General features: G+C 48.4%; 17 protein-coding genes. 9 read left to right on the forward strand and 8 right to left on the reverse strand.

Going from position 1 to position 21,284, the window contains the following annotated elements; translation table 11 throughout:
* Nucleotides 1-293 precede the first annotated feature (293 nt).
* Nucleotides 294-1,205: a cation diffusion facilitator family transporter gene (locus tag B5M13_RS11935; protein WP_080055884.1), complete on the forward strand. Its 912-nt coding sequence runs from the start codon at nt 294-296 to the stop codon at nt 1,203-1,205.
* Between the two features lie 105 nt (nt 1,206-1,310).
* Here the strand turns inward: B5M13_RS11935 and B5M13_RS11940 are convergent, their stop codons facing one another.
* Nucleotides 1,311-2,153: an aspartyl protease family protein gene (locus B5M13_RS11940; protein WP_080055885.1), complete on the reverse strand. Its 843-nt coding sequence runs from the start codon at nt 2,151-2,153 to the stop codon at nt 1,311-1,313.
* Between the two features lie 306 nt (nt 2,154-2,459).
* Here B5M13_RS11940 and B5M13_RS11945 point away from each other — a divergent pair, with 306 nt between their 5' ends.
* From B5M13_RS11945 to B5M13_RS11955, 3 genes are all read left to right on the forward strand, one after another.
* On the forward strand, nt 2,460-2,816 hold the full coding sequence (locus B5M13_RS11945; protein ID WP_080055886.1) for a nuclear transport factor 2 family protein: 357 nt from the start codon (nt 2,460-2,462) through the stop codon (nt 2,814-2,816).
* Nucleotides 2,817-2,994: 178 nt separating this feature from the next.
* Nucleotides 2,995-5,403, forward strand: coding sequence for a TonB-dependent receptor domain-containing protein (locus B5M13_RS11950; protein ID WP_080055887.1), 2,409 nt, complete (start codon nt 2,995-2,997; stop codon nt 5,401-5,403).
* An 80-nt stretch (nt 5,404-5,483) separates the two neighbouring features.
* Nucleotides 5,484-6,545 carry an alpha/beta hydrolase gene (locus B5M13_RS11955; RefSeq protein ID WP_080055888.1) on the forward strand — a complete coding sequence of 354 codons (1,062 nt, stop codon included), beginning with the start codon at nt 5,484-5,486 and terminating at the stop codon, nt 6,543-6,545.
* A gap of 47 nt (nt 6,546-6,592) precedes the next feature.
* Here B5M13_RS11955 and B5M13_RS11960 read toward each other — a convergent pair whose 3' ends face one another.
* Both B5M13_RS11960 and dacB read right to left on the reverse strand, forming a co-directional pair.
* Complete coding sequence (locus B5M13_RS11960) at nt 6,593-6,982, reverse strand: DoxX family protein (protein ID WP_080059894.1); 390 nt, start codon at nt 6,980-6,982, stop codon at nt 6,593-6,595.
* Nucleotides 6,983-7,203: 221 nt separating this feature from the next.
* Nucleotides 7,204-8,751 (reverse strand): D-alanyl-D-alanine carboxypeptidase/D-alanyl-D-alanine endopeptidase, encoded by a 1,548-nt coding sequence (gene dacB / locus B5M13_RS11965; protein WP_080055889.1) that lies wholly within the window; start codon nt 8,749-8,751, stop codon nt 7,204-7,206.
* 133 nt (nt 8,752-8,884) lie between these two features.
* Between dacB and B5M13_RS11970 the strand changes: the two genes are divergently transcribed.
* The 4 genes from B5M13_RS11970 (at nt 8,885) to B5M13_RS11985 (ending at nt 13,291) form a co-directional block, all read left to right on the forward strand.
* Nucleotides 8,885-10,315 (forward strand): MBL fold metallo-hydrolase RNA specificity domain-containing protein, encoded by a 1,431-nt coding sequence (locus B5M13_RS11970; protein WP_080055890.1) that lies wholly within the window; start codon nt 8,885-8,887, stop codon nt 10,313-10,315.
* Between the two features lie 107 nt (nt 10,316-10,422).
* Nucleotides 10,423-11,376 carry an acetyl-CoA carboxylase carboxyltransferase subunit alpha gene (locus tag B5M13_RS11975; RefSeq protein WP_080055891.1) on the forward strand — a complete coding sequence of 318 codons (954 nt, stop codon included), beginning with the start codon at nt 10,423-10,425 and terminating at the stop codon, nt 11,374-11,376.
* A gap of 69 nt (nt 11,377-11,445) precedes the next feature.
* Nucleotides 11,446-12,057, forward strand: coding sequence for an HAD family hydrolase (locus B5M13_RS11980; RefSeq protein ID WP_080055892.1), 612 nt, complete (start codon nt 11,446-11,448; stop codon nt 12,055-12,057).
* An 82-nt stretch (nt 12,058-12,139) separates the two neighbouring features.
* Nucleotides 12,140-13,291 (forward strand): site-2 protease family protein, encoded by a 1,152-nt coding sequence (locus tag B5M13_RS11985; RefSeq protein WP_080055893.1) that lies wholly within the window; start codon nt 12,140-12,142, stop codon nt 13,289-13,291.
* 77 nt (nt 13,292-13,368) lie between these two features.
* Here the strand turns inward: B5M13_RS11985 and B5M13_RS11990 are convergent, their stop codons facing one another.
* The 5 genes from B5M13_RS11990 to B5M13_RS12010 form a co-directional block, all read right to left on the reverse strand.
* Entirely contained in the window at nt 13,369-15,504 is a 2,136-nt protein-coding gene (locus B5M13_RS11990; protein WP_080055894.1) for an FUSC family protein, read from the reverse strand.
* A 17-nt stretch (nt 15,505-15,521) separates the two neighbouring features.
* Complete coding sequence (locus tag B5M13_RS11995; RefSeq protein WP_080055895.1) at nt 15,522-17,285, reverse strand: ABC transporter ATP-binding protein; 1,764 nt, start codon at nt 17,283-17,285, stop codon at nt 15,522-15,524.
* 69 nt (nt 17,286-17,354) lie between these two features.
* A complete protein-coding gene (rpiB, locus tag B5M13_RS12000; protein WP_020600763.1) occupies nt 17,355-17,789 on the reverse strand; it encodes a ribose 5-phosphate isomerase B in 435 nt (144 codons plus the stop codon).
* A gap of 154 nt (nt 17,790-17,943) precedes the next feature.
* Entirely contained in the window at nt 17,944-18,354 is a 411-nt protein-coding gene (locus B5M13_RS12005; protein ID WP_080055896.1) for a response regulator, read from the reverse strand.
* Complete coding sequence (locus B5M13_RS12010; protein WP_080055897.1) at nt 18,320-19,483, reverse strand: sensor histidine kinase; 1,164 nt, start codon at nt 19,481-19,483, stop codon at nt 18,320-18,322. The genes B5M13_RS12005 and B5M13_RS12010 overlap by 35 nt, the downstream gene beginning before the upstream one ends.
* A gap of 241 nt (nt 19,484-19,724) precedes the next feature.
* Between B5M13_RS12010 and zwf the strand changes: the two genes are divergently transcribed.
* Nucleotides 19,725-21,224 (forward strand): glucose-6-phosphate dehydrogenase, encoded by a 1,500-nt coding sequence (gene zwf / locus B5M13_RS12015; protein WP_080055898.1) that lies wholly within the window; start codon nt 19,725-19,727, stop codon nt 21,222-21,224.
* Nucleotides 21,225-21,284: the final 60 nt, after the last annotated feature.

Here is a 21,284-nt window from a genome sequence, read left to right on the forward strand (position 1 = left end):
ATACACGCTTAATAACTCTGGCTATGAAACACGATTCGATACAACTCTCTCTGTTGCCTGCCCTGATCGTTGCCACAACATTAGTTGGCATCTGTGTTCGGGAGCTCTGGCATCTACTAGGCTAAGCACAATCACTCACTATTCACTAATTGACCCTGTTACGCTCAACTATCAGTTGGTCGTGGCAGGGTCTTTTCAGGTTTTTTGCCAGAGTTTGTTTGTGATATGGGTTGAGACCAGAATACAAAAGACTATTCTGTTGAACATCCTTATAAAACAGTAGTTTTACTGGCATGGCTTCATCGAAAACCCCACTCTATACCGCGCTGGCGGCTAATCTGGGTATTGCCGCAACCAAATTTGTAGCGGCTGGTGTAACGGGTAGCTCGGCCATGATTTCGGAAGGAATTCACTCGCTGGTCGATACCCTCAATGAGTTACTTTTGCTGCTGGGACTTGCCCGTAGTCAGCGACCTCCCGATCAGAAACGTCCGTTTGGCTATGGTCGGGAACAATATTTCTGGTCGTATGTAGTAGCCCTGCTTATTTTCGCTGTGGGTGGGGGCGTTTCGCTCTATGAGGGCATTACCCATTTACAACATCCAGAACTGATTCGCGATCCTTTTTGGAACTACATCGTGCTGGGTGTGGCCTTTGCGCTGGATGGGTATTCGATGCTGACGGCCCTGCGGGCATTTAATGCGCAACGTGGTTCGCAGCCGTTCTGGGCAGCCGTAAAAGACAGTAAGGATTCGGCTACATTTACGGTGCTGTTTGAAGATGTATCTGATGTACTGGGGCTGATTATCGCATTTCTAGGGGTCTTTCTGGGGCATACCCTGCAGAATCCATATCTGGATGGAACGGCCTCGATCCTGATTGGTCTGCTGCTGGTGATGGTAGCCGGTGTACTGGCCCGCGAAAGTAAGAGTTTACTATTGGGCGAAGGGGTTGATGCGGAAACCCGGTACCAACTGATATCTATTACAGAAGCGGATGTAGCGGTACAGAAAGTCGTTAACATCGCCACGATTTACCTGGGTCCTGAAGAAATTACGCTGGTGCAGGGCGTAGCTTTTCAACCCGAATTGACAACAGACGAAATCAATGAAACCATTGTTCGTGTACACCACTCCATACAGGCGCAATTCCCGGCTATCAAACATGCGTATATACAGCCCGTTGCCTTGCCTGCTTCGGCTTAAGCCGTTTCAAATCTGCGGAGGCAATTGATTAATAACTTGTTCTGCTCTCCTTTTGCAGGGGCTACAGTTATCTACAAATCAACTTTCTTCACCCTTAAGTTTACCCTATTCAAGGCGAATCAGTTTTTTACGCTGGTCGAATGAAACGGTATGGTTTTTTAAAAAATCGACACCCACATTGATCTGATGTGCTTTATCGGAGTAGTAAATCGTCTGATCCTTCAGCAAAATTCCTCCCACAGTTAGTTCATCATGAATAACGGCTTCCTGTAGTGTAAACGTCGTGTTAGCCTGGGTAACTATTTGCTGGTGGGCCGTGTCGGTATAGTGGATACCTGTCAATAAAGCCTTTGGAACTAACAGGGGTAAGGCAGAGCCTACATCCAGATTAAACAATACCTCTCGAGGCCCCAGTTTTCCCAGAACAAGAAACGGATTTGTATAGCGAACGACTCCTTTGTTTTTACTGGCCAGTGTATCCTGGGAAATACGCAACCGCTGGTTTGGCCCATCGACTGTAATGAGGAAACGACTGAAGAAGTCTCGCCCAATTACGCCGTTGATCGGGAGTTGATGCGCGTGTTCATTGTCATTGCGAACGGTCAGTTTTAGGTTAGTATGGGTAACCTGACCTATGCTGAGCTTATCGACCGCTACCAGAAATTCGCGTTTAATCTGTGTCCCTTCCCGGTTTTCCTGAAAGCCAACGATGTTCAGATTCAGTTCTTTAGCTAGTTGCTGATCAATATGCCCTAACCCGCTTATGCCCGAATTGAGTATGAAATTATAGGGGCCTCGCCCATTGACCCGCACCTGAACATAAATCAGATTATCCTGAATGATAATGGGAAGGAGATGCCCCGCAGATTGGGCTAAACCAATAAATGGGGTTAGTGAAAAAACACTAATAAGCAGGATAACGAACCGGAGTAAACGTCCAGGATGCATATAAATAATCGGGAACTCGATAGTTACAGTGGTTTACGTCAAAACGTGAGTTGGGTCAAAACGTATATAAAGCTACGAAATCAGTTGGGTAAATCAGGCTGGATGACATCTATCCATGTGGGATGATCAGACGATATTCGACTGGCGTAATCCAGTTTATTCATGATGTGGATGCAGGCCGTTTTTAATTCTCCTTTAGTAGCTGCCGGGTAATCTGCGTTATTTCCGAGAAAATCTCAACGTAAACCGACACGCATCCATATGGAGGACCGGTGATCTTTACGGGGATAATCGACTTCCTCGTATATGGCTGATTTTGACCATCGTTTAGTTCTGATAGCTGCCTATGCAGCGTTTAATGCACGGGCAATTGATGCTGCCCTGGCTACCATGCACCCCGACGTTAATTGGCCCAACGGCTGGAAAGGGGGGCGAGTGATTGGCCATGACGCCATACGAGCCTACTGGACACAGCAATGGGAGGAGCTCAATCCGCATGTGGAACCCCAGCGCTGTACAACCGATGACGATGGGCGAGTGACTGTCGATGTACATCAGGTAGTTAGCGATTATGCAGGACATACGCTGGCCGATGAACAGATACAGCATATATATGAATTTGAAAACGGCCTGATTAAACGGATGGATATTCAACGTATCTAGTTGTATTTGTGTTAGTTACTAAAGCCGCTGGGTAGCCAGCGGCTTTTTTATTTTATAGAAAAAAGTAAAACGGTTGCAACGTTTTAGCTGCTCAGTCGTCTTTAATGTGACTTTAATGCACAGCAACCACTCTCAGCACTCCTTACACAAAAGACCTCGTCGTTAATCGGCATATCCTATGAAATCGTTTTTACTTACGCTGCTCGCGCTTGCGTCGAGTACAGGAATCTTGTTGGCTCAACAAACGAAAATTTCGGGCTCGCTACTCGACTCAACCGCGAGCAAACCTGTTGAATTTGCTACGGTTGCTCTTCTGAAAGAGGGTAAAATTGTCGATGGCGCTACGGCCGATGCCAACGGTAAGTTCGTGTTTACAAAGGCTTCGGCTGGCAAGTATGGTCTTCAGATTTCATTTGTTGGCTATACGCCCAAAACAGTTGAGGGGATTAACGTTGTGGCTGAGCAGGATCTGGACGTAGGTGTGATCAAACTGAGTCAGGCCGTACAGAAATTGGCCGAAGTAACGGTGACGGAGCAAAAATCGCTGTTTGAGGAAAAATCGGACCGGATGGTTTATAACGCCGAAAAAGACATCAGCGTGAAAGGGGGCGACGCGACTGATGTGCTCAAGAAAATTCCGTCGATAGCCGTCGATATTGAGGGGAACGTACAACTACGGGGAAGCTCCAATATCAAAGTTCTGATCAACAACAAACCATCGAGTATAGTCGCCCGGAGTATATCCGATGCGTTGAAGCAGATACCAGCCGATATTATCAAGCAGGTCGAGGTAATTACGTCGCCATCAGCCAAATACGATGCCGAAGGGACAGCCGGTATCATTAACATTATCACAAAGAAAAACAGCTTACAGGGGACTAATGGCTCCATTAGCCCGAATTTTAGTCAGTGGAACAACTGGCAGAATGCCAGCATTAACCACCGCATGAAGAACCTCAGCCTGTCGGCCAATGGGGGATACAGCGACTGGAAAAATAAGCGATACATTCAATTACTACGGTCATTCTCCGCCGAAGGCGTGACTACTAATCAACGTCAGCCGCAATGGGTCATCGGCAATGGGCAAAACGTCTATGCCAATGTCAATGCCGATTGGGACATTGATTCGCTGAACCGAATGGGGGCAGGCATAAACTACTACAATGGTGATAACACCAATGGCTTCAATATTGATTTTGAAGAAAGCCGCCAGGGCGTTATCAGCCAGTATTTTCATCGGGATATGAGCCGGACCTACGACTGGGCGGGCGCCACACTGAACCTTGATTATACCCGGTTGTTCAAAAAGCCCAAAAAGGAACTCAATTTCCTGATGATGTACTCCTTTGAAGGCGAAGACAGTGACTATTGGTCGAATCTGTTAAACCGGGAGAGTACCGTTTATTACCGCGAGAAAAGCTACAACATCAATAATAATAAAGAAGGGACGATTCAGCTCGATTTTACGAATCCGCTCGATAGCATCAGTAAACTCGAACTCGGCACCAAAACCATCTTTCGACAGATCCTCAGCGATTATCGTATCGCCAATGCCGTTGACGGTTCGACCAACTTTTCGGATCAGCCATCTCTGGCCAACGTATTTGATTACGCCCAGCAGGTAGTAGCAGGTTATGTCGTGTATAGCCGAACACCTAAAAAGAACTGGGGAATCAACCTGGGAGCCCGCTACGAGCATACTTTTATTCAGGCCAATTTCCTGAATGGTACTGCCCCTTTTTCCAGCACGTACGGAAATTTTATCCCCAGCGTCAGCCTGTCGCGGTCGCTTAAAAAGGAGCAGCAGATACGGTTCAATTATTCGCAACGGATACAGCGACCACAATTTTATTACCTGAATCCCTACGTCAATCAGTCAGACTCGAAAAACCTGTATGGAGGCAATCCGTATCTGAAACCGGAGTTAACCCATTCGGTAGAAGCCAACTACAGTATTTCTATAAAGCAAACGAGCCTTAATCTATCGGCGTTTCTGCGGCAGACCAACAACGCCATCGAAAGCATTAACACAGTTGACGATCAGGGCGTTTTGAAGCAGATTTTTCAGAATGTGGCCCAGAACTCAGCCTATGGCTTTAACCTGAGTGCCAACACAAAACTAACGAAGCAGTGGTCGGTGAACGGATCGCTCAACGTGTTCTATAATGTGCTGGAAAGCGCTGAACTGAAAACCCGCAACGAAGACTGGATGTATCGGATCAATCTGAATTCCTCCGTTGATTTCGGGAAAGGAATCAAAGCCCAATTCTTCGGCTTTTATAATTCGGCGCGGGTAAACCTGCAAGGCACATACGGCGGCTTTGGTTTTTACAACATCGTGGTGCAGAAGGAAGTCCTCAAAAAGAAAGGCACTATTGGCTTTGGCTACGACAATCCATTCAATGAAACTATTAGCTGGCGGAATGACTTCATAGGACCTAATTTTGTCCAAACTCAGGATGTATCCATGTATCGTCGGGGCTGGCGGCTGAACCTGAAATATGAATTCGGGAAAATGTCCAGCAACCAGCGCCAGAAAAAACGGATCAGCAACGACGATAAGAAAGGGGGCGATGGCAATAACTAAAGAATGCTCAGAACCTGGTTAGTTAAAAAAAGAGAGGTTTGGCCTTTGGTTAGATACATAAACTAGCCTAAATCCCGCTCATGAATCGAGTCCGGTTTGTTAATTATTTCTGGGTTTTCACAAGCCTGTTTGTTCTGATCGTCGGTACACAAGTTTACGGACAGACTACCTTACAAGGTACCGTAGAACGTATTAAGGTACATGGAAAAGGTCTGGAGGGGAATCTGGAAGGGGATTCGCCCGACCGGGACGTATCGATTTATTTACCTCCCAGCTATAAAAAAGAGCCGAAACGACGGTATCCGGTGGTGTATTTTCTGCATGGCTTTACCGACAACGATGGCCAATGGTATGGTGTAACCAAGCATTGGATCAACTTGCCAGCGGTAGTTGATAAAGTGTTTACCAGTGGACAGGCGCAGGAGATGATCATCGTTACGCCCAATGCTTATACTCGCTACCGGGGAAGCATGTACTCCAACTCGGTAACGACAGGCAACTGGGAGGATTTTGTGGCGAAAGAACTGGTTAGCTACATTGACCAGCATTACCGAACCATTGCGAAAGCGACCAGTCGAGGGCTGGCAGGACATTCGATGGGCGGATATGGGACGATACGAATTGGGCAAAAGCACCCGGAAATCTTTTCGAGCCTATACCTGCTAAGTCCATGTTGCATGACGGCTAATCCCAATCGAGCATTCAGTCCCGAAGCGATTGCCAAAATTGAAGCGATAAAAACGCCGGATGATGTTGTGAAGGCTGATTTCGGCACGCAGGCTATGTTTGCGTCGGCGGCAGCCTGGTCGCCCAATCCGACTAAATCACCATTTTTTATTGACCTACCGATTGAAAACGGCCAACCTCAACCCGCTATTGCCGCTAAATGGGCCGCTAATGCACCTTTGGCCATGATCGATCAGTACATTATGAATATAAAGCAACTGAATGCGCTGGCCTTCGATGCGGGCAATCGTGACCAGAGCATTGCCGCTAGCAATAAGGTTTTAGATCAGATCCTGACCAATTATCAGATTGCGCACACCTATGAAGAATATGAAGGCGATCACATCAATCGCATTGCTGAGCGAATCGAGCAGAAAATGCTTCCTTTCTTCTCGAAACATTTAGCAAAGAAGTAATTGCCTGGGTTGGCAATACACGAGCCTTCGAAAGCCAGTCGCTGTACTTATACGTTATTCGTACTTTTCAGCGCCCAATACACCAATACGGGCTGAAAAAATAAGCGGGCAAATCGCTTCCTGTCAGTGTCCAAACCAAACGCACTCCGTTTATTGACGTATTGGGAGATATTACCGGGAAAAACAGCGGTAAAAAATGTGGCAGCTATTTTCCCAATCGCTTTCTGACGGACGTTGTCGGCCAGAATGAGGCTGCTGCCCAGGGCAATTTCGGCAATGCCCGAATACACAACGGTATCGTCTTTCGGTAGAGGAATCGGATCGGGGACTTGGGCTTGAAATTCCTTGCGGGCAATCGTAAGGTGACTAATACCAGCGGCTACCAAACTACCTCCCAGTGCAATTCGGGCTACTTTTTTTAGCGTTTTATCGGTCATGATCATACAAGGTTGAATCGTATAGGTAGCCCTTCCATTCTGTTTGGGTACAGGGCTGCATTTTTCTTTAGTACTGAAGTGACTGCCTATGCTATGGGGTACTATAGTAAATGCGACACTTTTAGTTGGATTTGCTGTGTATTGCTGAAAGTAAATGTAACCTAGTAGAGTATGCTTATGTTTTGTTAGTTTATTTGATGATCTTATTAATTGATACTATATTATTCCCCCCCTTTCAATCCGACAAGGCTGACAAAGATCTTTTCCAGTTCATTCGTGATGATTCGGCTTTGACCAGGTGTGAATTTGTTCACCAGAATGCAGAAAGTCATCGGCTCACCATCAACGGCAGTAAAATACCCTGCATAGGCCCTGACGCCCTCAATGGAACCGCTTTTAGCCCGGATATTACCAGCGGCTGCTGTTCCTCGGGCCAGGCTTCGCACGGTGCCAGTTTGGCCAACGATCGGGATTGTCTCGTAGAATTGCGGAAAGTTTTTATCGCGGCCCATAGCACTCAGAATACCGGTCATATTATCAGCTGTGAGCGCGCCAACGGTCGATAGTCCACTACCGTCGCGAATGCGGAAACCATCCAGATTAACCCCTTTAGCTTTCCAGAACGACGTAATTGCTTCTACACTTTCTTCTGTTGTTCGTACGTGTTTATTGACCGCTAACGCTGTGGTTCGTAGCAGGGCTTCGGCATACAGGTTTATACTCTGGAAATTGGTTTGCTGGATCAATTGGGGTAAAATGGGCGATTTATACTGGTTGATTACGGTCCGTTTCGCACCAACTGGTATCGTTGTTGGCAAGCCCCCGCCAATCGAAAGAGGTGGGCGACTGACTGTGATGTTGTGCTGAACAAGCTGGTTTTGCAGGGCGTAGGCCGCAAAGTAGGCGGGATCGGGTAAGGCTCCTTTGACACTGAACTCGTTACCCGGCTCGCCAAGGGGCACTTTGCCCGTTAGCCACTGCTGGTTCATAAACGGTACCCCATAAATATTGACCTGGTCGCCTGTATTGGCCGCATCGGTTGTGACCGTATTTCGAAAAGTAATATAGGGTACGGCCGGGTCGGTGCGTAGAACGTTTGCAGGGGTCTTGACGGATTTTCCAGGTCTGAAGAATACACGGTATAAATTCTCATTGATATTCAGCGCGCTCAAACTGGCCCCGTAATAATTACCCAGGTCGCCAAAGGGCCAGGTATCAGGTGTAGTAATATCGTCGTACAAACTGGCATCGCCGACAACCATGCCCTCTATTCGCCGAATCCCCGAAGCTTTGACGGCCTCGCTCCAACTCGTTACGAGTGCTGTTACATCAGAATAACCAGGAAATCGCCAACTCCCCAGCGATGGGTCTCCAGTGCCGCGCAGGTAGAGATTACCTGTCAGCACACTGTCTTTGATCGTTCCATCATATTCGAGGGTTGTAGTATAGGTATAGTTTGGCCCTAGTACGGCCAATGCCGTGGCGGTGGTGATGAGTTTGAGTGTGGAGGCCGATGGTAAACTAAGCCGGGCATTGTAGCCAATGAGTTCTTCGCTGTCTCGTACCCGCCGGACTGATAACGCAACGGTTCCGAATCGAGTAGCCGGACTAGCCTGGAAGGCTTCTACCTGGGCCAGCAGATGTTGCGTTGCCAGCGAATCGATGGTTCGCCTGGAACTCGTCTGCGCGCTCGACGCGGTGTAACCGACAAATAAACAGACGACAATAACAAATGCAGATTGTATAGGAAAACGGTGAAGAAAGCGCATTTAAGAACGGTTAGGCGATTCGATGGGTATTGCTTACCTTTGCAAACTTACAAAATATGAGCCATCCAGTTTACGTTAAGCCACCTTCGCAAACCTTCGTAAGAAAGAACACTGGTAAGTTAAAGTTGTACGCATGAAATTATCATTTCTGGGGGCAGCCCGGCAGGTAACGGGTAGTATGTATCTGCTGGAACTGGAGGATGACTACCGCATCCTGATTGACTGTGGTTCGGATATGGAGCGATCCAGTTCGAACGGTCAGACGGCCCCCGCCGTTACTCACCCGGGATTTTTTCCGTTTGAGGCTTCAAGTATCAACCTGGTCCTGCTGACACACGCGCACGTCGACCATTCGGGAAATCTGCCTAACCTGTATCGGGAAGGGTATGAAGGGCAAATATTGTGCACGGAACCAACCTTTGCACTTACGAATGTATTGCTTAAAGATGCGGCTTCGCTGAATCAGAAACGCATCAACGATCTGAATGCCAGCAAAAAGCAGCGGGTAAAGGAACGCCAGTTGCAGCTACAGAAAGATTTGTACCTGGATAAGCAGGTTCGGGAGTCGATGGAAAATGTTGTCCCGATTGCTTTCAACCGAAAGTTTCGGGTGGCTGATGGGGTCGACGTTACCTTTATTCCGGCCGGGCACCTGCTGGGCGCTGCCCACATACTGATCAATATAGTAGAAGGGGGCGTTCGGAAAAGTATCTGTTTTTCAGGTGATATTGGCCGCAAGAACTATCCACTGCTGGTCGATCCGGCTCCTGTACCTCCAGTCGATTATTTAATTTGTGAGAGTACGTATGGCAACCGCCTGCATGATAATCACCTCTCGCCCGAAGATACGCTGGCCGATATTATTCAGCGGACCTGTATCGATATGCCGGGTCGACTCATTATTCCGTCGTTCAGTGTAGGCCGCACACAGGCATTGCTCTATACACTCAACCGATTGTATACCGAGCGCAACTTTCCGCCCATCAAGGTGTTTTCGGATAGCCCGATGGCGTTCGAAAGTTCCAAGATTTATATGCAGCACGTGCGTATGCTGAACACAGAGGCCCGGGAGTTTTACAAAGAAAACGAGACCTTGTTCGACTTTGAGAATTTTCAGTTTCTGGAGTCGTCGAAAGCCAGCAAAGCCGTTTCGAATTACAATGAGCCGTGCATTATCATTTCATCGTCGGGCATGGTGCAGGGGGGACGGGTCGAATACCATGTTGCCGAGAATATCAGTAACCCCTATGCCACCATTCTGATCATTGGCTATTGTGCAGAAGGAACACTTGGCTGGCGGCTGTTGAATGGCCAGCAAACTCTGAGTATCAAAGGGAAAGATCATCAGGTGCTGGCAAACATTGAGAAAATAGATGTATTTAGTGGTCATGGCGACCGAAACGATCTGATTAATTTTGTTGGAATGCAATCGCCCGACACGCTCAAATCGATTTTCCTGGTTCATGGCGAATTTGAGAGCATGGAGTCCTTCCGCGACACACTGGCCGAAGAAGGATTTCCTCAGGTGATTATTCCGAAAAAAGGAGAAACCTATGAATTATAAGTAGTGAGGAGTTAGAAGCGAGGAGTGCGAATGCTGACGCATCAAGAAAAATAAACGTCAGCATTCGCACTCCTCGCTCCTAATGCCCCGCTTCTAACAACTACTTCATGAGAACGTATCTTGATTTTGAAAAACCCATTGCCGACCTCGAAGCGCGGCTGGAAGAAACGAAAAAACTGGCTCAGAGCAGCAACGTGGATGTGAGTGAAGCGGTCGCTATTCTGGAACAAAGTATCGACAAACTCCGGCAGGAGATTTTCCAGAATCTGACACGATGGCAACGGGTTCAACTGTCACGGCATCCTGATCGACCTTATACGCTCGACTACATTTCGCTCATGTGCGATCAGTTTATCGAACTGCATGGCGACCGTACGGTTCGCGACGATCCGGCCATGGTGGGCGGTTTTTGCGAGTTGGGTGGCCAGACAGTGATGATTATTGGTCAGCAGAAAGGGCGGAATACGAAACAGCGTCAGCACCGTAATTTTGGCATGCCAAACCCCGAAGGATATCGGAAAGCTCTACGGCTGATGAAATTGGCTGAAAAATTCAATAAGCCGATCATTACCATGATCGACACACCGGGGGCTTTTCCGGGGTTGGAAGCGGAGGAGCGCGGTCAGGGTGAAGCCATTGCCCGGAACCTGAAAGAGATGTTCATGCTGACCGTTCCGGTGATCTGCATTATCATTGGCGAAGGGGCGTCGGGTGGAGCCCTCGGTATTGCCATTGGCGACCGGGTATGGATGCTTGAAAATACCTGGTATTCGGTGATCTCGCCGGAAAACTGTTCAACAATTTTGTGGCGGAGCTGGAACTTTAAGGAGCAGGCAGCCGAGGCCATGAAACTGACCGCCCGTGACATGCAGCTTAACAAGCTGGTCGATGAAATTATCGAAGAGCCTGTTGGCGGAGCCCATAATGATCATCAGGCAATGGCCAACCACCTCAAAGAGGTTATTCTGTCGGCTCTGGCCGAGCTGAATGCCCTATCGCCCGAAGAGCGCATCAATCAACGGATTGAAAAGTTCTGCGAAATGGGCGTCGTTGTTGAATAAATTGTTTCAGGTTGGCTGATATACAGGCTATTTTGAGTCGGTCAGCCTGAAACCTCAAGTCATATAATTGTGAAAAATTTAATTTTTGACCTCGGCGATGTGATCATCCCGATTGATTTGACGGCCCCCGTTCGGAATTTTGCTATGCTGGCCAATTTGCCGGAAGATGAAGTCTGGGCAATCTGGAAGCAGCACGACTTTATCAATCGATACGAAACGGGGCTGATCGACGATATGGCTTTTCGGACGCAGATTCGGCAGTTACTGAAGAACGATAGTTGGGCTGATGAGGTGATCGATACAGCCTGGAATACCGTTTTGCTGGAACTTCCCGTTGAGCGTGTCGAACGGATCAAAGAACTGAAAAAAGGCTATCGGTTATTTCTGCTCAGCAATACTAGCCCTATCCATATCAAGCATGTAAATGGTGTGCTGACTGGCTTGAATCAGCCAACGCTGGAAGATCTTTTCGAGCATGTGTTTTATTCCTACGAAGTAGGCATGGCTAAACCGTCGCCCGACATCTATCAGCATGTTTTAGCTGAAGCGGGACTTGTTGCCTCAGAAACCGCTTTTTTTGACGATAATGCGGCAAACATCAAAGCGGCCGCTGCGTTAGGTATTCAGGCTGTGCATGTACAGCCGCCTAAAACGATTATAGACTATTTAAAGGATATATAAGTATGTATGGTGTATGCTATAGGATGTAGCTATCAAGCGGGTCAACCATACATCCTATAGCAGACAGCATACATAATCGATCATGAGCCCTCGCACCCGTACTTACCTCCTGCATGGAGGTCTTTTTTTAATCACGCTCATTACCACCACCTTGGCGGGAGCCGAATGGATGTTTGGGCGATTTTTTATTCCGTCTGAAGGCATGCCTTCGCTGGGCTGGAATGAATTTCTGGCTGGGTTTCAGTTTTCAATACCGTTTCTGGCTATTCTGACTGTGCATGAGTTTGGGCATTATTTCACCGCCAGGGCCAATCGTGTACGGGTAACGTTACCCTTTTATATTCCGCTCTGGATTGGTATTGGCCAAAGTATTGGTACGCTGGGAGCTTTCATTCGGATTCAGGACTATATCAATAGCCGTCGGAAATACTTCGATATTGGAATTGCAGGGCCATTGGCCGGATTTGTACTGGCATTGATTGTGCTATGGTATGGGTTTACGCATTTGCCCCCACCCGAATTTATTTTTACAATCCATCCAGAATACCAGAAATGGGGCCTCAATTATGGTTTATATGCTTACCAGAACTTACCGGAAGGGGCCGCTATAGGATTAGGGGATAACCTGTTGTTTCACTTCTTCAAAACTTATGTTGCCGATCCGGCCCGTGTGCCACACCCGTACGAGATGGTGCATTACCCGTACATACTGGCGGGTTATCTGGCGTTGTTTTTTACCTCACTGAACCTCATCCCGATTGGTCAACTGGATGGGGGGCATATTCTGTACGCGCTGATCGGGCGTAGGCGGTTTCAGTGGGTAGCGCCTGTGTTGTTTATTGGGTTCGCGTTTTACGCCGGATTAGGGGCCTTTAAACCAGCCGATTTTGCTGTCCCAACCGATGAAGCGTTTTTCTCGCAATTGGGCAATTTTGCACTGTATATTATCTTTTTGTATCTGGCTTTTGGCCGTATCAGCGATAACCGAACCACAAACCTGCTGATTACATTGAGTGTAGTAGTAGGGCAATTGATCGTGTCATGGATGATACCAACCGTGAACGGCTACTTTGGCTTTACCGTATTTGTGTTTGTATTGGGCCGGTTTCTGGGCGTTTATCACCCCGAAACGGAACTGGAAGAGCCACTGGATGGAAAGCGTCAGGTGCTTGGTTGGATAGCACTGCTAATCTTTGTAATTTGTTTTAGTCCGCAGCCATTTTTAATTTCATAACCAACCTCATTGTCAACCCTGGTAGGGAATTCGGCAAGCCTGTTGGCTGTCCCTGATTAACCCAGACGAAGAACCGCTTAGCGTTTAGCCCGTTCAACGAGCTTACCAATGTCACTGCTGATTTGCTGGATGAAGTTGAGTTGCTCCAGTAATGAAGTGTCGTATACGGTTGATACTGACGGCACAGAGTCCGACACAATGGTCTCAGAAGCAGGTTTGGCTTCGGCAGAGTCTAAACGACGCAGGCTTTCGGTTAACGTATGCAGTGCTCTTTTTACCGGGCGTAAGACCGCAGCAGGGTATGTTTTGGTTTCTCCGTTGAGTTGAGCCGAGGTAATGGTAGCGACATTGGCCGATAACACATGGTTCAGCACAACAAATTCGTAGATCAGTTTTTCGTTGCGTTGTTTGTGTTTAGGTTCCGAAAGCATACGCTCGAAAGCCGACCCCAGGTTGGCTGAGGTTACGTAAACCTCTTTTCGGGCTAGTTTGTAATCAACCAGCGCAATTGGGCGTCCAGACAGGCTATCGAGCAGGAGCTGAATATACCGAATGTTGGCCTTTAGTACCGCTTTCATCGGCTTCAGTAGTTGCTCCGACTCCCACTGCGGAAAGAGCAGATACCCGGCTATCAGGGCAATAGTCCCCCCCAGGAATGTATCAAATAAACGTTCTTCGGCTACGCCTACATAGCTGACACCCAGGAAGCTGAATAAGATAAGTACAAACGGCGTGACGCAGATCACCATCACAATGTAATAGGTTCGCTGCGTACTGTAGGTGCCCAGCATAAACAGCACCATGAACCAGAAATGAATGGTTTTGTCGGGAATGAATGTCAGCACCAGAACGCCCATCAGACCACCCACCAGTGTACCGATGATGCGTTCGATATTTCGCTGTTTAGTCAGGCTAAAAGCTGGTTTTAAAATAACAGCGATGGTCAGCAGCACCCAGTAGCTATGGTGGCCGTAGGGTAGGAGTTTGGTCAGGACAAAACCAATCAACATCGCCAGCGATAGGCGAACCGCATGCCGGAATACGGCCGAGCCGAACGTAAGGTTGTCCCGAAACGATTTGAGGTCAATTTCCTGGTGTGATACAAATCGACCATATTCCAGATTATCAGCCTGAACAGGATCAATAACGGGCATCGCCAGGTTGTTCTGTAAGGTTGTCAATCGTTGGCTGACATTTCGCAGGCTGACCAACACTTTTTTTAGTACCAGTGTGCTCCCTTCCTGATCGCCCAGCGAATCGATCCGCCGTTTTAACCGATCCAGGGCGAGGGTCATATCGTCGGCCTGATGCATAGGGATCGGAACCGGCGATTGAATAGCTAACCCAATATGGTCGAGGGAAACGGATAAATAACGAATCAACCGGGCAATCTTTTCCAACACCCCCGACCCACCGAACCGTTCACGAATGGCGGCATAATCGTAATACATGGCCGTAATCTGTTCATACAGGTCGACCACATCCACAAAGGTAAGCAGGAGCAACCGGCCCATTCGGGTCGATTCGGCTACAATACGACGACTTTTGAACAAGACTTCCCGAACGGCATCCTGTTTTTCACTCACCACGACCTGCTGGGTAATGAGCCGTCGGTAGTCTTCGTCCAGATTGGTCGAAATGGTGTAAAAATCGGCTTTGATGGCCATCAGTTTTGCCATCTCATGAATGCATTGGCCGAGTGCCTGTTGTGCCAGACGATAGGGCTGTAATCGGGTTGCCAATAAACTGATTCCGGTATACCACAGCCCACCGATAAGCACGCAAAGGCTCTCGTGGATAACTCCAGCTGCGTCGAGTGGGCGATCGAGCATCAAGATCATGATCAATACAGCCGCCGTTCCGACCGAGGTAGCCCGATTGCCATAGATTCCCAGCATGGAGAAGAAAAAACTGAACAGCAGAATTTCAGCCCCCAGGATATACGCATTCATCCGGGCGAAGCCTGTAATAAGCGTCACCAGAAACGCAAACAGAACGGTAACGGTCATGCCATTACGTCGGTGGGCAACGGGGCCCGGAGCATCGCTGATGCTCACATTTAAAGCGCCCAGCGACATAGCCAGGCCCGTTTGAAGCTGACCGAACTGCATGAACAGCAGCGAAGGCAGCAAAATAGAGAGCGTAGTACGCAACCCGTCAGAAAAGTACTGACTGGACAAGAAGTAACTGACCTGCCGGGTGCGTTTGTTCATGCGGTGAGTAAAATTGGTTAGATCGCGGAAGAAACATCGGACTTTCGTTCGCCAATCTGTTGCCGCCACATGGCGTAATATAGGCCTTTCTGCGCTAACAATGCATCGTGGTTGCCGGTCTCAACAATCTTTCCTTTTTCAAGAACAAAAATGGTGTTGGCGTGCATTATTGTTGATAAACGGTGGGCAATTAAAATCGTAATTTGCTCATGAAGTGCCGAAACGTTTCGAACGGTATCGGTAATTTCTTCTTCGGTAAGCGAATCAAGGGCAGAAGTTGCTTCATCAAAAATCAGCAGACGTGGATGCCGAACCAATGCCCTGGCAATTGACAGCCGTTGTTTTTCCCCACCCGACATCTTTAGCCCTCCTTCGCCAATAGGGGTGTCGAGACCTTTCCCGGATCGGGTTAACAGATGTTCGGCGGCTGCTTTATCCAGCGCATCGAGCAGGTCGGCCTCGGTGGCATCGGGTTTGACGAAAACCAGGTTTTCGCGGATGGTGCCCGAAAATAAATGCGTTTCCTGGGTAACAAACCCAATTTGCCGACGCATGGGATTGAACCGGAGATCTTTGGTGGAAATATCGTTATAATAAATTTCACCATCAACAGGTCGGTACAAACCCACCAGCAGTTTAACCATAGTCGACTTACCCGAGCCCGATGGCCCAACAAACGCAATGGTGTCGCCTAGTGATGCTTCGAATGATACCCCATCGATGGCGTTCTGAGCGGCTCCTGTATGCCGGAAAACCACATTCTCGAAGCGCAGATGTTCGATAGGACCTACTTCAACGGCAGCTTCCGGGTTCCGCTCGATGGGTTTATCCATTAATTTTTCGAAGCTGTTCAATCCCGCTTCGGCTTCCCGATAGGCCAGAATGATGTTGCCCAGATCCTGTAGTGGATTGAAGATCGAGACGGAAATGAACTGCATGGAAATCAACTCGCCGGTGCTGAGCACATTCCGAAAAATGAGCCACAGTAGGGTGAATAACACCGACTGTTTCAGCACGTTCAGCGTTGTGCTTTGCCAGAACGTCAGCAGTCTTACTCGACGGACTTTGGTCATTTCCAGATCAAAAATTCGGGCCGTCAGGCCTTTCAGTCGACGGATTTCAGGAAAGGTCAGGCCAAGGCTTTTGATCAGCTCGATGTTCCGCAGCGATTCGGTAATAACCCCCGAAAGCAGCGCCGTTTCCCGATTGATAGTGCGCTGCGTGGTTTTGATTTGCTTGCTGAGCAGACCCGTTAAACCACCCAGAAGTAAGACGCCAATCAGAAAGACGGGGATAAGTGCCCAGTGTTTCGTGATGGCGTACCAGATTAGAAACCCCATACCGACAACGGACGAGAATAGTACATTGACGAAGGAGTTGATAAACTTCTCGGTGTCGGTCCGAACCTTTTGCAGTGTCGATAGCGTAGCCCCACTACTTTGATCGCCAAATTCCTGGTACGATAGCCGGAGTGTTTGGCGCAGCCCTGCATCGAAAATATCGGTTCCAAATCGCTGAACAACCAGGCGGGTGAAGTATTCCTGAAACGCTTTGGTGATGTTCGACAGAATGGCTACGCCAATAGCAATAGCCAGCAAGTGCAGTACGCCATTGACTTTTTCTGAGTCAGTTTTCTGACCTGGATGAGTGGCGTACTGGTCAATGATTTTACCGAAAATGATGGGATCGACCAGGGCAAGAATCTGAGCAACACCCGCCAAAGCCAACGCAGCCAGCGCCAACCACCGATAAGGCTTTAGATACTGCCAGAGAATGCGCATAATTATGATGTATGAACTAGGATGTATGATGTATAACTAGAAAATGCATCATACATCCTAGTTCATACATCAATAATTGTCCAGTTCCTGAATACGGGCCAGGTGGCGACCGCCTTCAAAGGGCGTATCCAGCCAGATCTGAACCAGCTTCAGCGCTGTTTCCTGACTCATCATCCGTTCGCCCAGCGAAATCACATTGGCATCGTTGTGCTGCCGACACAACCGAGCCGACTCCTCATTCCAGCATAGTCCACAACGAACGCCCCGAACTCGATTGGCAGCTATGGCTTCACCATTGCCTGATCCACCCAGTACAACACCACGTTCGACGTCACCAGCAGCAACGGCTTCGGCAACCGGACGGATAAACAGGGGATAATCGACAGAAGGTGTGGCGGCATAGGTTCCCTTATCGATTACATCGTGACCCAGGTCGATAAGCATTTGTTTGATGGCTTCTTTGTACTGGAAACCGGCATGATCGGAGCCAATGGCAATTTTCATCTGGTAAGCTTGATTAGTAAAAAGTAAATGTATTCCCGCAAAATTAGCCTGTAGTTTGATGGCTTAGGCATGAATACGAAGAAAAGTCTTACGCTACGATGCTTTTCTATCGTTCATTGTAGCACAAGACTTTTGATTAAGTGGGAACACCGTGTTAGGGATGGAGGTATTGATTTACAATTGATTGTAAAATGGAGTCTGTGAGAGGCTTGGCGTAATATCCCTTAATGTCTGGCAACAGGGCTGCCCGTTTGGTATCGAGTGGGTTGAGTGAAGTGGTCAGCACCAAAACGGCATGCTGGCATTTCAGTTGATCATCCAGTTGCTGATATCGTTCCAGAAACTCGAACCCATTCATGCCCGGCAGGTTAATATCCGTCAGAATAAAATCAGGACGTACATAGTCAGGGTGGGCGGTATCAGTCAGGTACCGCAGGGCTTCCGCACCGGTTGTGGTAATCCGTACCTGATCGCACAAGCCAGAGTCGTCGATCACGATTTGATGCAGAAAGTTATCGTCGGGGTCGTCGTCAACCAGCAGAATGCACCGAATCGGTTTGGGCATAATGATGCGTCGTTTTGATGTTTTTAGGAATAGTAAAGTAAAAAGTAGAACCTATACCCGGTTCACTCTCAATCCAGATTTGGCCACCGTAAATATGAACAACTTTTTTACAGGTTGCTAATCCGATGCCTGTGCCTGAATATTCATGTCGCCCATGCAGCCGTTGGAAAATCTGAAAGACCCGGTCGAAATATTGAGGCTCAATCCCAATGCCATTATCGCGTACCGCAAAACAGAACTGATCCGACTCGTCAACAGCCCGAATTGTAATCTGTGGCGAAATACCTGGTTTTCGGTATTTCAGGCTGTTCGATATTAGATTTTGAAACACCTGTTTCAGGTCAGTAGGATGGGCCTTAATGATAGGGAGCGGCCCGACATCCAGTTTGGCGCCACTGACCTGAATTTCTTCCTGTTGCTCTTCCAGTACTTCTGCAACGATCTGATTCAGATGAACCTGTGTAAACACTACATTCGAACCCACACGCGAAAAGTCAAGCAGATCGTCGATCAGGGTACGCATCCGTTCGGCCGCACTCATCGAAATGGTGATCAGTTTACGGGCATCTTCAGAAAGCTGTGGTGCATACTTATTGTTTAATAAATTGAGGTAATTGAAAATGGTTTTTAAAGGTGACTGCAGATCATGCGAAGCCACATAGGCAAACTGCTGCAACTCTTCGTTCGACCGGGTCAGCTCCAGAACGGCTTGTTGCCGAAAGGATAACTCACGCTCGTATTCTTTCGATGTACGGAGGCCCACGGCTTCATTGAAATACCGAAATAGCGCCAGTACCGTAGCAATAGAGACGAGGCCAGTCAGAAAGCGCACCAGGGCGCTGATCCGGTAAATGGGTACCCAGAAAATGATGGCATCCAGCAGGTGAGTTAGCCCGCAGAGTAGAATAAATGCACCAAAGAGCCAGAAAACGCCTGGTAACGGTACTCCTTTTTTGACAAACAAATACCGAATCAGAATGAGCGGAATGACCATATAGGCCAGCCAGATCATCAGATCGGAGCCAATATAGAGCCAGCCATGAAAATCGGTCCAGTTGCCGCAAAACCAGCGGGGAGGCCAGTCGCTCGAATCAGTGAGTCGTCGGAAAAAGTCAATGACCTGCTCCATAAGAAGACCTTAAAAGTACAGTTTACGTAAACGGTAGACTTGGTTTTAATCATTAAAGGTACTTCGGTAAATTAAATAATTGTGGTCAGAATGAACAAAAAAGTTAATTGTATCGGTTTGAGGGAATAAGTGCAAAGGTCATGCCGATGCTCTGCACGACGCAAACACATTTAAACTTGTTCGACAACGGGAAGGCGGGTAACTTGCACCGTCTTTCTGTCAGACAACAATCCGTTTTCTAATGATTCCTGCAACTAACCAGCGTCCGGCTGCTACCATTCTGTTTATATTCGGCGGCAGTGGCGATTTGAACCTGCGTAAACTTACTCCCGCTCTCTACAATCTTTACCTCGACAAATACCTGTCTGATCGGTTCGCCGTTGTTGGGCTGGGTCGGAGCAATTATACGGATGAGTCGTTTCGGGAGCGCCTGCTCGAAGGGGTCCAATCGTTCTCCCGTCGGAAGAATGGCCCTGATGATACCTGGAAGTCGTTTGCTCCTATGGTATCGTATCTTCAGATGGATGCTGGGGATAAAGCCTCTTACACGAAATTGTCAGATTTTGTCGCTGGCAAAGAGAAAGAGTGGGGTGTTCAGGCCAATGTGGTGTTTTACCTGGCGGTGGCCCCTCAACTGGTGCCGGGTATTGCCACCAATCTAGGAAAACTTCCTCTCTGTGGGGATAAATCGCGGGTGCGGATTGTGGTTGAGAAGCCCTTCGGACGTGACCTCAAAACGGCACAGGAGTTGAATGCGCTGCTGGGCGGGTTGTTTGCCGAAGAGCAGATTTACCGTATCGATCACTACCTGGGAAAAGAAACGGTACAGAATATTCTGGCCCTTCGGTTTGCCAACTCGTTGTTCGAGCCGATCTGGAATCGTCGTTATGTCGATTATGTACAGATCACAGCAGCTGAAACCGTAGGATTGGAAGGTCGTGGCGGGTATTATGAAGGCTCCGGTGCGCTGCGCGATATGATACAGAATCACCTGCTTCAGGTCTTGTGTATGGTTGCTACGGAAGCACCGATCTCGTTTGATGCCAACGAGGTTCGAAACAAAAAAGTGGATGTCTTGAATGCCATTCGGCGTATAAAGCCCGAAGAGGTGAAAGACATGGCTGTACGTGGGCAATATGGCCCCGGTGAAAAAGACGGCAAGCCGATTCCGGGTTACCGGGAAGAAGAAGGGGTCAAGCCTGATTCAACGACCGAAACGTTTGCCGCTGTCAAGCTGTTTGTCGATAACTGGCGTTGGGAGGATGTACCTTTCTACCTGCGAACGGGGAAGTCGTTGCCCGAAAAAGCGACGGTCATAACCATTCAGTTCAAGCCCGCTCCCTATTACGCTTTTCCATCCGAAGCTACCCATAGCTGGCAGTCGAACCGGCTAACGATCGGTATTCAGCCCGGCATGGATATTCGGTTGCGGTTCCAGGCCAAGCGGCCCGGTCAGACACTCGCCATCGACCCGGTTGAAATGGTGTTTAGCTACAAAGATGCCTATGCTGGTCAGGAGCCCGAAGCCTACGAGACGTTGCTGCTCGATGTAATGACGGGCGATGCCACGCTGTTTATGCGGGCCGATCAGGTCGAAGCCGCCTGGAAAGTGGTTACGCCCATTCTGGATGCCTGGGAGTCCGAAACGCCCGACTTTCCTAACTACGCACCGGGTTCCTGGGGCCCCGAAGCGGCTATGCAACTGGTTGAAAAAGATGGTTTTCACTGGATGATGAAATAAGTGAATGGTTTATAGTGGACGCATCCGCCAATTTTAAACTCTGAATAGAAAACGGTAAAC

It is taken from the genome of Spirosoma aerolatum, from assembly GCF_002056795.1.
Taxonomy (GTDB): domain Bacteria; phylum Bacteroidota; class Bacteroidia; order Cytophagales; family Spirosomataceae; genus Spirosoma; species Spirosoma aerolatum.